Below are 12,399 nucleotides of genomic sequence, written 5' to 3'. Positions count from 1 at the left end.
AGTTCGCGTCACCGAGCATGAGATCCCGCAAGTATGCGGCGACCGGCTCCAATCGCTCCCCCATCGCCGTCCACGACCAAGAACGGCAGGTCCGACGTCTCGCCCTGGACCACAGCGCCCACCCCCGGAACGGATCGTTGCCCCTCTGCCAATGCCCGCCGCATGTCCTCCACCACACCACGTCCTTCCACCAAACCAGGCGTCCAGCCCAGTCATTGACCTTGACGCGGTGCAGTCAACGGGTGTGTGCGAGGAAAGCGTCCCACTCCTCCTCGGTGGGTGTTCGGTACCGTTTCGCTGGGCCCTGGTTCCGCCCCCGCGACCTCCGCGACCGCCTCGTCGGCGCCGGGTGGTACGACGACGAGGAGTTCGCCGCCTACGGACTCGCCGAGGACCAGATCACGGAACTCAGACCCTGGGCGCAGGAGTGGGTCAGCAACCTCGGCCATCGCCTGAACACACACCTGGACGGCGAAGGATTCTGAAACGGCGCTTGGGCAGCGTTCCCTAGCGCCCCGGTCCGTTCCGCGACTGCATACGTAGGCCGATGGGACATCCGGCTGGGCCAACGACTCGTACCCGCCCGTATGCGGCGCGCCACCGCTTCGCGAGAAGCTTGTCAGTTCCATTGGACGGCAAAAGGCAAAGGCAAGGAGAACTCTCTCTCCTTGCCACTCTCAACTTATAGCGCACTGGGGGGCTTGCGGCAAGGCCCGGGTCAGGGCGCAGAATCGTCGGCCGATGCCACAACCTGCGGAAATGGGGCACGACGTGCGTGTGGACGTATGGGGGACGCGGTGATGTCGAGCCAGTGGTGGGACCGGCAGTGCAGTTGCGGGTGGTCGGCGCGGAGTGCGGGGGTGCGCGCCCGACTGGGCGGAGCGGCCGACCGACTCGTCAGAGGGAAGGCAACCAGGGATGAGGACGTGCTCGACAAGAGGTTCGACGGAGTTGGAGGCGCCGGTGATTCGATCGGCCACGGCGGTGCAACGGAGCACGGCTGCCCGGCAGGTATCGCAATGACTGAGCAGTACGTGTTGGATCTTCAAGAGGTTGACCAGACGCAGGTCGCAGTCGTTGGCGGCAAGGGCGCGCACCTGGGCGCGCTGTCGCGGATCGAAGGCATCCGCGTGCCGGGTGGCTTTTGCGTGACGACGGGCGCCTTCCGGCGGATCATGGCGGAAGCGCCGTCGATCGACGATCGGCTCGATCAGTTGTCGCGCTTGAACCCGGACGACCGGGAGGCGATCCGCACGCTCAGCGCGCAGATTCGTCGGACCATCGAAGGGATTGCCATCCCGGGCGATCTCGCGGCGGCCATCACCCGTGCGCTCGCCCAGCTCGGCGAGCAAGCCGCTTACGCCGTCCGATCCAGCGCGACGGCAGAGGACCTGCCGACGGCCTCCTTTGCCGGCCAGCAGGACACGTACCTGAACGTCGTGGGGCCGACGGCGATCCTCCAGCACGTCAGCCGGTGCTGGGCCTCGCTGTTCACCGAGCGGGCCGTGACCTACCGCCAGCGGAACGGCATCGACCACCGTACGGTCCACATGGCCGTGGTCGTGCAGCAGATGGTCTTCCCGCAGGCGGCCGGCATCCTGTTCACGGCCGACCCCGTCACGGGCAACCGGAAGGTCGCCACTGTGGACGCCAGCTTCGGCCTCGGCGAGGCCCTGGTCTCCGGCCTGGTGAACCCGGATGTCTTCAAGGTGCGACACGGCGAAGTCGTCGCCAAGTCGATCGCCGCCAAACAGCGTGCCGTTCACGCCCGGCTGGCTGGCGGTACGCAGGAAGTGGCGATCGAATCGCAGCGGCAGGAGCAGCCGGCGCTGACGGATGCGCAGGTAGTGCGGCTTGTGCAGCTGGGGCGGCGGATCGAAGCGCACTTCGGCCGCCCGCAGGACATCGAATGGTGCCTGGTCGACGATGACTTCCGGATCGTTCAGAGCCGACCGATCACGACGCTGTTCCCCATCCCCGAGACTGGCGACCAGGACAATCACGTCTACGTCTCCGTCGGTCATCAGCAGATGATGACCGACCCCATGAAGCCCCTGGGGCTCTCCATGTGGCAGCTGACGGCCATGGTGCCGATGCACGAGGCCGGCGGGAGGCTGTTCGTCGACGTCACCCGGCGCCTGGCCTCGCCCGCGAGCCGTGTCGGCCTCCTGGACGTCATGGGGAGAGGCGATCCGCTGACCAGGGACGCTCTGGAGACCGTCCTCGATCGCGACGACTTCGTCCCGTCGCTCCCGGACGCGGGTCCCGGCGGGCCGTCGGCCCGCGGCGCGTCCGCCCCGATCGAGACCGATCCAGCCATCGTCACCGAGCTGATCGAGCGCAGCCAGGCGTCCATCGCCGCCCTGGAGCGCGACATCCGGACGAAGACCGGACCGGCGTTGTTTGACTTCCTGCTGGAGGCTTTCGAGGAGCACAAGCGAGTCCTCAGTGACCCGCTGAACCTTCAGGCGATCATGGCGGGGATGGAGGCCACGTGGTGGCTAAACGACAAGCTTCAGGAGTGGCTGGGCGAGAAGAATGCGGCTGACACGCTAACGCTGTCGGCCCCCGACAACGTCACATCGGAGATGGGACTGGCGCTGCTCGACGTCGCGGACGTGATCCGCCCGCATCCGGAGGTGGTGGCGTTCCTGCAGGGCGTCGAGGACGAGGGCTTCCTGGACGAGCTGGCGAAGCTCGCGGGCGGGCCCGAAGCGCGCGACGCCATCGAGGCCTACCTCGACCGGTACGGCATGCGCTGCGTCGGCGAGATCGACATCACGAGGCCACGTTGGCGCGAGCGCCCCACCACGCTCGTGCCCGTGATCCTCGACAACGTCCGGAACTTCGAGCCGGGCGCCGCCGAGCGGCGCTTCGAGCAAGGGCGGCAGAAGGCGCAGAAGAAGGAACAGGAGGTGCTGTCACGCTTGCGTGCCCTGCCGGACGGGGGCCAGAAGGCCGGCGAGGCCAAGCGGATGATCGACCGGGTCAGAACCTTCATCGGGTACCGGGAGTACCCCAAGTACGGCATCGTCAGCCGCTACTTCGTCTACAAGCGGGCGCTGCTGGAGGAGGCCGAGCGCCTCGTGCAGGCCAACGTGCTTCGTGAGAAGGAGGACATCTTCTACCTCACGTTCCAGGAACTCCACGACGTCGTGCGCTCGAACCGGGTGGATTACCAGCTCATCCAGCAGCGCAAGGACGCGTTCCGCTCGTACCACGCGCTCACACCGCCCCGGGTGCTCACATCGGATGGTGAGGCCGTCACCGGGGCGTACCGGCGCGACGACGTGCCGGCCGGCGCCCTGATCGGCCTACCGGTCTCCGCCGGGACCATCGAGGGAAGGGCCCGCGTCATCCTTGACATGGCGGAGGCCGATCTCGAAGCGGGCGACATCCTGGTGACGACCTTCACGGACCCCAGTTGGTCGCCGCTGTTCGTCGGAATCGCGGGCCTGGTGACGGAGGTGGGAGGCCTGATGACCCATGGCGCAGTGATCGCCCGGGAGTACGGCTTGCCGGCCGTCGTGGGCGTGGAGCAGGCAACCCGGCTGATCCGGGACGGGCAGCGGATCCGCCTGCACGGAACAGACGGGTACATCGAGATCCTGCCTTGACCAACCACACTGAGAAGCCCACCCGTAGCTTCCGACCGGGGTCATTCTCGCCTTCAACGCCCTCTTGTTTCATGGGCTTTGCAGTGCAGTGCTGCGGTGTTGGTGGGACTGCCGGTGTGGTTGGGTGGTGAACCGTCGGACGCTCGCGTGTTTCACAGGCGACCACCTGTGAAACACGGGCCTACCGAGCGGACCACTGGGGCATGGGCAGCGCGGGTTCGTCACTGCGGAACTGCTTGCCGGGGCCAGCCCGCACATCAGCTCAAGGAACTGCTTGGCCCACCGGTGGGTCGAGGCACCCAGCACCTCCGATGCCTCCGGGCTGTGCCCACATAGGTGCGGACCGCGGCAGCCAGCCTCCGGCGCGGGCCCCGCCGGAGAGCTGGGCTCAATTCCCCACGCCCAGACTGGACATGAACGCGGACGGGTATCGGTCGCCGCGCGCCACGCCCGGCGGCACCGCCTTCTCGATCTCGACGAGGTCATCCGCGGTCAGGTTCAGCTCCAACGCGGGCAGCGCCTCGGCCAGCCGCTCGCGGGTGCGAGCGCCGACCAGCGGCACGATGTCCTCGCCCTGTGCGGCCACCCAGGCGATGGCCAGTTGGGCGACGGTACACCCCTTCGCTTCGGCAACCTGGCGCAGAGCCTCCACGAGAGCGAGGTTGTGTTCGACGTTTCCACTGGAGAATCGGGGACTGTGGCTGCGACTGTCGGCGGGGTCGGCGCTGCGCCCAGCCGTCCAGTGCCCGGAGATGAGGCCGCGGCTGAGGACGCCGTACGCGGTCAGACCGATGCCGAGCTCCCGCAGCGTAGGCAGGATCTCGGCCTCCACCGCGCGGGAGATCAGCGAGTACTCGATCTGCAGGTCGGCGACCGGGTGCACGGCGTGCGCCCGGCGGATCGTCACCGCATCGACCTCGGAGAGGCCGAGGTGCCGCACGTACCCGGCGTCGATCATCTCCTTGATCGCGCCCACCGTCTCCTCGATGGGTACCGCCGGGTCCAGCCGGGCGGGACGGTAGATGTCGATGTGATCGGTGCCCAGCCGGGTCAGCGAGTAGGCCAGGAAGTTCTTCACCGCCTCGGGACGGCTGTCCTGGCCGCCGAACTGCGGGCCCGGCCCCCGCAGCATGCCGAACTTGACGCTCAGCTGGTAGCTGTCCCGGTCCCGGCCGCGCAGCGCCTCGGCGAGCAGCAGTTCGTTGTGGCCCATGGCGTAGAAGTCGCCGGTGTCGATCAGCGTGACGCCGGCCTCCAGCGCGGCGTGCACGGTGGCGATGCTCTCCGTGCGGTCGGCCGCGCCGTAGACGCCCGACATGCTCATCGCACCTAGGCCCAGCGCGGAGACGGCCGGGCCGCTGCTGCCAAGGGTTCGTGTCTGCATCGCGTGCTCCTTCGTCGTCGATCTGCCTCCCACCTTGTGCCCGCGCCGCGACGTACGGGAGAGGAGCGTTCATCGTGGGAGAGCCGCTCCCTGGATCGGCTCGCCCGCCGCGAGGACGATGAGGTCATGCAACGTGAGCAGCTCGCCGAATTCCTGCGCCACCGCCGCGAGGCGATCCGCCCGGCCGAGGTCGGCTTCGCCGACGGCCCCCGCCGTCGCACCACCGGCCTGCGCCGGGAAGAGGTGGCCATGCTCGCCGGCATGTCGGTGGACTACGTCGTACGCCTCGAGCAGGGCCGCAGCAGTCAGCCCTCGCCCCAGTTGCTCGGCGCGCTGGCCCGGGCGTTGCGCCTCTCCGAGGACGAGCGTGACCACCTGTTCCACCTGGCCGGCCACCAGCCTCCGCCCGCCGACGGGGCGGCCAGCCTGGCGCGCGCCGGCCTGATACGCATGCTCGACCTGCTCGGCGACACCCCGGCCCTGGTGCTGTCCGACCTGGGCCAGATCCTCGCCCAGAACCGGGCAGCCGTCCTGCTGACGGGTGACCACAGCGGCTTCTCCGGCGACCGGCGCTACACCGTGTACCGCTGGTTCACCGACCCCGCTGCCCGCGCCGTCTGCCCGCCCGAGGAACAGGAGTACCACGCCCGCCAGCTCGTGGCTGACCTGCGCGCGGCCACCGGCCGGCGGTCCGGAGACCCCACGGTCACCGGCCTCGTCGACCGGTTGCAGGCCGCAAGCGCCGACTTCCGCCGGCTGTGGGCCGAGCACGAGGTGGCGGTCCGGCGCGCCGACCGTAAGACGTTCGTGCACCCGCGGGTGGGCCGCCTGCTGATGAACTGCGAGACCCTGGTCACTCCCGACCAGGATCAGCAGTTGCTGGTGCTCACCCCGGCGGACGCCGAGACCCGCGAGCGGCTGGAACTGCTGCGGGTACTCGGCATCGAGGAATTCCCCACGGGGGCAACGGACACGCCCACACGGTGAAGCGGCCGACCCACGGGGCATCGGCTGCGTATTCGGCGGTCAGGTCGGCGGAGTGGCCGTCCCCGAACAACAGGACTACTGGGCGGCCGACGGGTGAGGCCGGGACTTTCACCGGATCGGCGACGCACTCCACCGCAGCCAGCGGAAGGCAAACCCGGTCGCCCCGTTTTTGGCATCGACGCACGCCAACCCCCGTCGTGCACCCCGAACCCTCGGCGGCCCTGTGCGATCACGAGACGAGGCCGACGCCCCACCCTGTCGCGGCGATATGTTTGCGCGCCCGATCGGTGACGGCCATCGCGCGAGAGGCCCTGGCCAGCCGAGGGATCCTGGCCCGGGCCGGTCCGAAGTGCTCGGCTACTCGACAGGGTCTAGCCGAGCCAGACCGTGTCAGGCACACGCAGCCGCAGCTCATGATCACCGTGCGCCTTGGTAGCGCCGTTGCAGCCAGATCAGAAGTAGCCCGTCCGGCTGCATTGGACTCGCGGCCGCCGCAGGCTGGAGGTATGGAGCACCCGCCCCTCATCGTGCACCCACCACAGGAGGACGGCCGCCTCATGACCATCCTCGGCGAGCCAGTCGGCGTCGCGAAGTCACTCGTCGACGTCGAGGACCTCCTGCGCCGCGCTGGCATCAACCCGGACGAGATAGCCCTGGACAGCCCCGACCTGATCGAATGGCGAGGCGGCGGCCCAGAGGTGTGGAGCTAGACCCAGTCAACCCACCGAAGCGAAGGCTGCGCCAGCCCGCACCACAGGCTGGGCCGGCGGTCGTTTCGGGCAGTTAAGCCTGCGCTGTCGCCGGGCGTGTGAGCCGCGCGCCAGCGTTTTGGCTGCCGTCGAGTCCGGCGTAGTCCGTCGTAATCCGGCGGGCCAGTGGAGGCCGGTCATCTGGTGAGGACTGCTTACCTCTTGCCCTTCCGATGATCTTGCGGATCGACCCCGGTGTACGCGGAGGCGTCCTTGCCGCCACTCGGGCGTTGGGACCTACCCTTGCGACCTCGGTCGTGGATCCCCTTCTCGCCAGATGTCGTCTGTTCCTCTGCCCCGCGGGTCAGGCTTTCCCCTGATTTCTCCGGTGCACCCTTCGATGAGGCGCTCTCCGGTGCGGCCGGTCGGCTTCGATCAGGTTTGGGGGCGTACTCGTCGGGGTGGAATGAGCGGTGGGCGCTCGGATTGTCTCGGCCGGGATCGTCGATATCCGGCCCCCAGCCGTGCTGAGCGGTTCCTTCTTCCTTGAACCTGGTAGGGCCCTCACCGTGCGGAGGATGGGATTTCTTGGGTGTCTTCGACATCGTTGGCCCCTCTCGGCCGTGTCTCCGTCGGAAGAACCTTCCCATACCCGCTTATCCGCATATCACTCTGAACAGGATGGTCTACCCCGGCCTCCCGTAAACCGTGGATCCTCGACGTCGGCAGCATCGCCAGCCCCGACCCGCAACCTGCGCTAGGCCGCGTTTGAAGTGTGTTCGATGATGACGAGCGCGCCTTGACTGCCCGGGTGGACGGCATGCTCTACCCCCGCCTCGACGACGTACATCTCCCCCGCGCGTACTTCGATCTCGATGCCGTCGGCCACCAGGTGCAGTGTGCCGTCCACTACCAGCAGTGCTTCCGCTGTGTCATGGGATTCCGATACCGAGGGGCGTCCGTCCATCCGCAGCACTTTCACCGCTGTGCTCGCGACCTGCGCGAGCAGGAGCGAGTTCCAGTCGTCCGGCAGTTGCGCGGCCGTTCTCCGTATGTCGACAAAGTTCATGGCATGCCTCCTGGCGGGCCGCCTCGCCGAAGGGCCGAATGAGCCGCCGGAGACGTCCGCGATCGTGATCAAGGGGGGCAGCGACGTTACGACACGGCGGCCCACCGCTGGTCGACCGTTGGGTAAAACCTCCCCGACGTGGCCCCTCCGCGATTGTGATGCCGGCGAGTGGCGTGCGGAACGCCGGATGCGGCGGCGAAACGATCTTGCTGTGGTCGGGACCTGACCGACACCGGTGGGAGCGGCTGGAGTTCGCTACTGCCGCCGATGGCGCTGACTGGGACCGGCTCGCCGCCTCGGGACGCGGCCGGGCGATATGGGCCGCGGGAGACGGTGTACTCGACCCTCCGGCGTCGGCAGATCGACGGCGCCTGGGCCCGCATCCTCGAAGAGTTACAGGTCAAGGCCGACGCGGACGGCGTAATTGAGTGGGAGGTTTCCATCAACTCGACGCACACCGTCGGCGTCAGGCGCATGCGCCATGGCGGGGCAGCGTCCGAAGTCCGACCGCTCGACTTCCACGGCCCGCGGTACGTCGTGATGCGGTGCCGCTCTTCGCACAAGGTGCCCGTCACCACCGGTGGCCCCAAACCAGGAACGCGGCAGACCGGCGGTGGCGAGCAACAGCTTTCGTCTAGAGCTGGGTGGCACCGCCGTCGACGAACAGTTCCGCGCCGGTGGTGAAGGAGCTCTGCTCCCCGGCCAGATAGAGGGCAGTGGCGGCGACCTCGTCGGGACGGCCCGCTCGACCGAGCGGGGTCGGCGTGGCGGGCTCGGTCGCCGCGGTGGCCTGGTCGCCTTGCGGGAATGCGGCCCGCAGGTCGTCGCCGCCGGGGGTTGCGACGGGACCGGGGGTGAGGGCGTTGACGCGGATGCCGCGGTCGGCGAGTTCGGCGGCCCAGGTGCGGGCGAGGCTGCGGATCGCGGCCTTGGTGGCGGCGTAGACGCCCAGGCCCGGGACGCCGCGCAGGGCCGCGCTGGAGGAGAGCAGGATCACCGAGGCGCCGGCCGACAGCAGCGGGAGTGCCTTTTGGACGGTGAAGACCGTGCCCTTGAGGTTGATGGAGGTGGTGCGGTCGTACTCCTCCTCGGTGATTGAACCGAGTGGACCGAAGCCGCCGACGCCAGCGTTGGCCACGACGACGTCGAGACGACCGCTGCGCTCGGCGATCTCGGCAAACAGCCGGTCGAGGTCGTCGAGTTTCGATACGTCGCTCTGGATGGCGATGGCGCCGCGGCCGACCTGTTCGACGGCCGCCTCCAACTCGGCCTTGCGGCGGCCGGTGAGGTAGACGGTGGCTCCCTCGGTGGCGAACCGGCGGGCGACGGCCAGGCCGATGCCGGTGGAGGCCCCGGTCACGAGGGCGGTCTTGTTGTCCAGCTGTCCCATGAGATTCTCCGGATGGTTGATGTAACCATTGCAGTTACGATTCGGGGCGCAGAGAGCAAGCACCTATATCGCCGCGACCCGGTGAGGCCAGCGGCCGAAATTAGGTGGCTTTCAGCACGTCGTGCAGCACGTTCTCAAGCGTGGTTCTCGCCAGCTCCGCACGAAGAACGGCTTCGACCCCGTCGTAGACGGCGCCCAGTGCCGGTGCGATGCCATGACCCACGACACACTCGGGGTCGGGCGTGGCGGGGTGCAGGGCGAAGACCGGCCCCGGTTCCACCGCCTCGTAGACATCGAGCAGAGTGATCGTCGACAAGTCCCGCGACAGCGTCCAGCCGGCGCCGGCACCCCTTCGCGAGTCAACCAGGCCAGCCTTGCGCAACTGGGCCAGCAGGCGACGGATCACCACGGGATTGGTGTTGACGCTCGTCGCGATCTGCTCAGACGTGGCGACCTCATGGCCGCGTCGCTGGTACAGCCCGATCCAGGTCAGGGCGTGTGCGGCGACGGTCAGCCTACTGTTGGCACTCATGCCGTCCATCACCTCCAACCATGTTGTAACTGTAAAGGTTACGACTACTCCCGGCAAGTACCCGGCAGATCGGCTCCTGGGCGGACGCGCGGACCGGCCACGTCGCGCGCGGGTCATGGCCGATCACGGCCTCGGTCAGATGCTTCGGGGCTCCCCCTTCGATGCGCTGGCAGGACAGCACGGTGCTCAGCCTCCCCTACCAGTCTTCCGAGCGTGACTAGCACCTAGGGGGGCGGGCCTGCTCCTGGTCCCGCCCTTCTTCTGCTGGCGTAGACCCATCTGCCTGCGCGACCCGAACTGCCGCCTACCCTCGTGTACCCCATCGACCACGCACTCGGTTGGGGCACGGCCGACGGACCGAGGGCCGAGGAGCCGTCGGTTGGCCATTGTCGGCGCTGCGGGCCGTACCCGAGGGACCTGATCGCTGTGCTGCCCAACACCTTCCTTACTGGTGCTTCCGGACCATCCAGCGAAGGCGTCAGTCCTGTCCGTGCTCTGCCGAAGCCTCGACTTGGCGACGGCCCGGAATTCAGCCGACGTGTCAGCCCGCCCTCCTGGCCTGGTCCTCAAGGCCGTGGTGCTGTGGAACACCCGCTCCCTCGACGCCGCCGTCGCCCAACTCCGCCGCCGAAGTCCACGAGATCAAGGACGAGGACGTCGCCCGGCTCTTCCCGCTCAAGGGCGGCACATCAACCCCCTGGGCCGCTACAAGTTCAACGTCCAGGCCAGCGCCCCGGCCAGGGCACGCGTCCCTTCCAGGAGCCGGACACCGTCGACGACGAACACGCACCCGCTCCTGGCGAGGTCGTTGGACACGGAAAGGCCCGCGCACGACGCCGCGCTCTCGTCGACCGACTGCCCCCACCGCCTAGTTGTTTGGTTGGTGCCGATCTTCGAACCCTCACCCTCGCGCCACGCTGTGGACCCCGGACACCGCGAGACGGCTCACCCGGGCTCATACACGAGAGCCAAAAAAATCGGACGGCGATGTCGAGAACCTGTGACTGGCTCCGTCCCCCCAATGAACGCGACCACAATGAGTCGCATCAGCGAGGAGAAACACGATGGCCAAGTACTTGCTGCTCAAGCACTACCGTGGCGCGCCGGCTGCGGTCAACGACGTGCCGATGGAGAAGTGGACGCCGGAGGAGATCTCGGCGCACGTGCAGTACATGAACGACTTCGCGGCCCGGCTGGAGCAGACCGGCGAGTTCGTCGACGGTCAGGCGCTGGCCCCCGAGGGGACGTGGGTCCGGTACGACGGTGAGGGGCGCCCGCCGGTCACCGACGGCCCGTTCGCCGAGACCAAGGACCTCATCGCCGGCTGGATGGTGATCGACGTCGACAGCTACGAGCGCGCCGTCGAGCTGGCCGGGGAACTGTCGGCCGCCCCCGGGGCGGGCGGCAAGCCGATCCACGAGTGGCTCGAGCTGCGCCCGTTCCTGGGCTCGCATCCCACCATCACGGAGTGACCTCATCGATGAACGAGGCCCTGATCCGGAGCCTCACGCCGAGCGTGCTCGCCGTCCTCGTCCGCCGCGGAGCCGACTTCGCGGCGGCCGAGGACGCCGTGCAGGACGCACTGGTCGAGGCGGTCCGCGTTTGGGCGGCCGACCCGCCGCGGGACGCGAAGGGCTGGCTGGTCACCGTGGCCTGGCGCAAGTTCCTCGACGCCACCCGCTCGGATGCCGCCCGCCGCCGGCGTGAGGACCGCCTCGACGAGGAGCCGGCACCCGGACCCGCGCCCGCGGTGGACGACACCCTCCAGCTCTACTTCCTGTGCGCCCACCCCTCACTGACGCCGTCGTCCGCCGTCGCCCTCACGCTGCGCGCCGTGGGCGGGCTGACCACCCGCCAGATCGCCCAGGCCTACCTGGTGCCCGAGGCGACCATGGCGCAACGCATCAGCCGGGCCAAGCGCACGGTCTCCGGTGTCCGGTTCGACCAGCCCGGCGATGTCGCCACCGTGCTGCGCGTCCTCTACCTCGTTTTCAACGAGGGGTACTCCGGTGACGTCGACCTCGCCGCCGAGGCCATCCGGCTCACCCGGCAGCTCGCGGCCTCGATCGACCACCCCGAGGCGGCGGGGCTGCTCGCCCTCATGCTGCTCCACCACGCCCGGCGTGCCAGTAGGACCGCGCCGGACGGCAGCCTGGTACCGCTCGCCGAGCAGGACCGCGGCAGGTGGGACACCGAGTCGATCGCCGAGGGGGTCGAGATCCTGCAAGCGGCCCTCGCCCGCGACCGGCTGGGCGAGTTCCAGGCCCAGGCCGCCATCGCCGCCCTCCACGCCGACGCGCCCACCGCCGAGGAGACCGACTGGGTGCAGATCGTCGAGTGGTACGACGAGCTCATGCGCCTGACCGACAGCCCGGTCGTCCGGCTCAACCGCGCGGTCGCCGTCGGGGAGGCGGACGGACCGCGCGCCGGCCTGGCGGCGCTCGCGGCGCTGGATGCCTCACTGCCCCGCCACGCCGCGGTGGCCGCGTATCTCCACGAGCGCGACGGCGACCTGGCGACGGCGGAACGGCTGTACACCGAGGCGGCCCACAAGGCACCCAACCTCGCCGAACGCGACCACCTGACGCGCCAGGCCGCCCGGCTCAACGCCCGCCGATGTCGCTGACGGGTCGCGCTCGGATTCCCGCAGCACTGGGCGCGCCCGTGGCCAGAGCGGTCGCCTCACAGGGAGTAGGCGGGTCAAGCCAAGCTGCCCAACGCGTTGCCGACA

Annotated in this window: 10 protein-coding genes and 1 pseudogene; 7 read left to right on the top strand and 4 right to left on the bottom strand. The window is 68.9% G+C overall.

Annotated features, from left to right (window positions below):
• Positions 1-275: 275 nt before the first annotated feature.
• Positions 276-485 (top strand): hypothetical protein, encoded by a 210-nt coding sequence (locus O5O46_RS15505; RefSeq protein WP_269856006.1) that lies wholly within the window; start codon positions 276-278, stop codon positions 483-485.
• Between the two features lie 534 nt (positions 486-1,019).
• Positions 1,020-3,617, top strand: a complete 2,598-nt coding sequence (rph, locus tag O5O46_RS15500; RefSeq protein WP_269856126.1) for a rifamycin-inactivating phosphotransferase — start codon at positions 1,020-1,022, stop codon at positions 3,615-3,617.
• A 388-nt stretch (positions 3,618-4,005) separates the two neighbouring features.
• On the opposite strand, the gene O5O46_RS15495 is transcribed toward rph, so the two are convergent.
• The gene (locus O5O46_RS15495) at positions 4,006-5,001 is read right to left on the bottom strand and encodes an aldo/keto reductase (protein ID WP_269856005.1); all 996 of its coding nucleotides are present in this window, start codon (positions 4,999-5,001) and stop codon (positions 4,006-4,008) included.
• Between the two features lie 126 nt (positions 5,002-5,127).
• Between O5O46_RS15495 and O5O46_RS15490 the strand changes: the two genes are divergently transcribed.
• Entirely contained in the window at positions 5,128-5,988 is an 861-nt protein-coding gene (locus tag O5O46_RS15490; protein ID WP_269856004.1) for a helix-turn-helix transcriptional regulator, read from the top strand.
• Between the two features lie 506 nt (positions 5,989-6,494).
• Complete coding sequence (locus O5O46_RS15485; RefSeq protein WP_269856003.1) at positions 6,495-6,698, top strand: hypothetical protein; 204 nt, start codon at positions 6,495-6,497, stop codon at positions 6,696-6,698.
• A gap of 736 nt (positions 6,699-7,434) precedes the next feature.
• On the opposite strand, the gene O5O46_RS15475 is transcribed toward O5O46_RS15485, so the two are convergent.
• The 3 genes from O5O46_RS15475 to O5O46_RS15460 form a co-directional block, all read right to left on the bottom strand.
• Complete coding sequence (locus O5O46_RS15475) at positions 7,435-7,746, bottom strand: cupin domain-containing protein (RefSeq protein WP_269856001.1); 312 nt, start codon at positions 7,744-7,746, stop codon at positions 7,435-7,437.
• A gap of 634 nt (positions 7,747-8,380) precedes the next feature.
• Positions 8,381-9,136, bottom strand: a complete 756-nt coding sequence (locus O5O46_RS15465; RefSeq protein WP_269856000.1) for an SDR family NAD(P)-dependent oxidoreductase — start codon at positions 9,134-9,136, stop codon at positions 8,381-8,383.
• Between the two features lie 100 nt (positions 9,137-9,236).
• Complete coding sequence (locus O5O46_RS15460) at positions 9,237-9,668, bottom strand: Rrf2 family transcriptional regulator (RefSeq protein ID WP_269856125.1); 432 nt, start codon at positions 9,666-9,668, stop codon at positions 9,237-9,239.
• Between the two features lie 556 nt (positions 9,669-10,224).
• Here O5O46_RS15460 and O5O46_RS35490 point away from each other — a divergent pair.
• From O5O46_RS35490 to O5O46_RS15450, 3 genes and pseudogenes are all read left to right on the top strand, one after another.
• Positions 10,225-10,407, top strand: a pseudogene (locus O5O46_RS35490) (Tn3 family transposase); the annotation flags it as partial.
• Positions 10,408-10,732: 325 nt separating this feature from the next.
• Positions 10,733-11,140, top strand: a complete 408-nt coding sequence (locus O5O46_RS15455; protein ID WP_269855999.1) for a YciI family protein — start codon at positions 10,733-10,735, stop codon at positions 11,138-11,140.
• Between the two features lie 8 nt (positions 11,141-11,148).
• Positions 11,149-12,294: an RNA polymerase sigma factor gene (locus O5O46_RS15450; protein WP_269856124.1), complete on the top strand. Its 1,146-nt coding sequence runs from the start codon at positions 11,149-11,151 to the stop codon at positions 12,292-12,294.
• The last annotated feature ends 105 nt before the right edge of the window (positions 12,295-12,399 follow it).

The sequence above is a fragment of the Streptomyces sp. RPT161 genome (assembly GCF_027533845.1).
In the GTDB taxonomy this organism is placed as follows: Bacteria; Actinomycetota; Actinomycetes; order Streptomycetales; family Streptomycetaceae; genus Streptantibioticus_A; species Streptantibioticus_A silvisoli_A.
This window is presented reverse-complemented; position numbering and strand designations above follow the sequence as displayed.

Bases quoted from the DNA above. Each gene is read 5' to 3' on its own strand.
- O5O46_RS15495 (WP_269856005.1), bottom strand. From the start codon at position 5,001: ATGCAGACACGAACCCTTGGCAGCAGCGGCCCGGCCGTCTCCGCGCTG.
- O5O46_RS15465 (WP_269856000.1), bottom strand. From the start codon at position 9,136: ATGGGACAGCTGGACAACAAGACCGCCCTCGTGACCGGGGCCTCCACC.
- O5O46_RS15460 (WP_269856125.1), bottom strand. From the start codon at position 9,668: ATGAGTGCCAACAGTAGGCTGACCGTCGCCGCACACGCCCTGACCTGG.
- O5O46_RS15455 (WP_269855999.1), top strand. From the start codon at position 10,733: ATGGCCAAGTACTTGCTGCTCAAGCACTACCGTGGCGCGCCGGCTGCG.
- O5O46_RS15485 (WP_269856003.1), top strand. From the start codon at position 6,495: ATGGAGCACCCGCCCCTCATCGTGCACCCACCACAGGAGGACGGCCGC.
- rph (WP_269856126.1), top strand. From the start codon at position 1,020: ATGACTGAGCAGTACGTGTTGGATCTTCAAGAGGTTGACCAGACGCAG.
- O5O46_RS15475 (WP_269856001.1), bottom strand. From the start codon at position 7,746: ATGAACTTTGTCGACATACGGAGAACGGCCGCGCAACTGCCGGACGAC.
- O5O46_RS15450 (WP_269856124.1), top strand. From the start codon at position 11,149: ATGAACGAGGCCCTGATCCGGAGCCTCACGCCGAGCGTGCTCGCCGTC.
- O5O46_RS15490 (WP_269856004.1), top strand. From the start codon at position 5,128: ATGCAACGTGAGCAGCTCGCCGAATTCCTGCGCCACCGCCGCGAGGCG.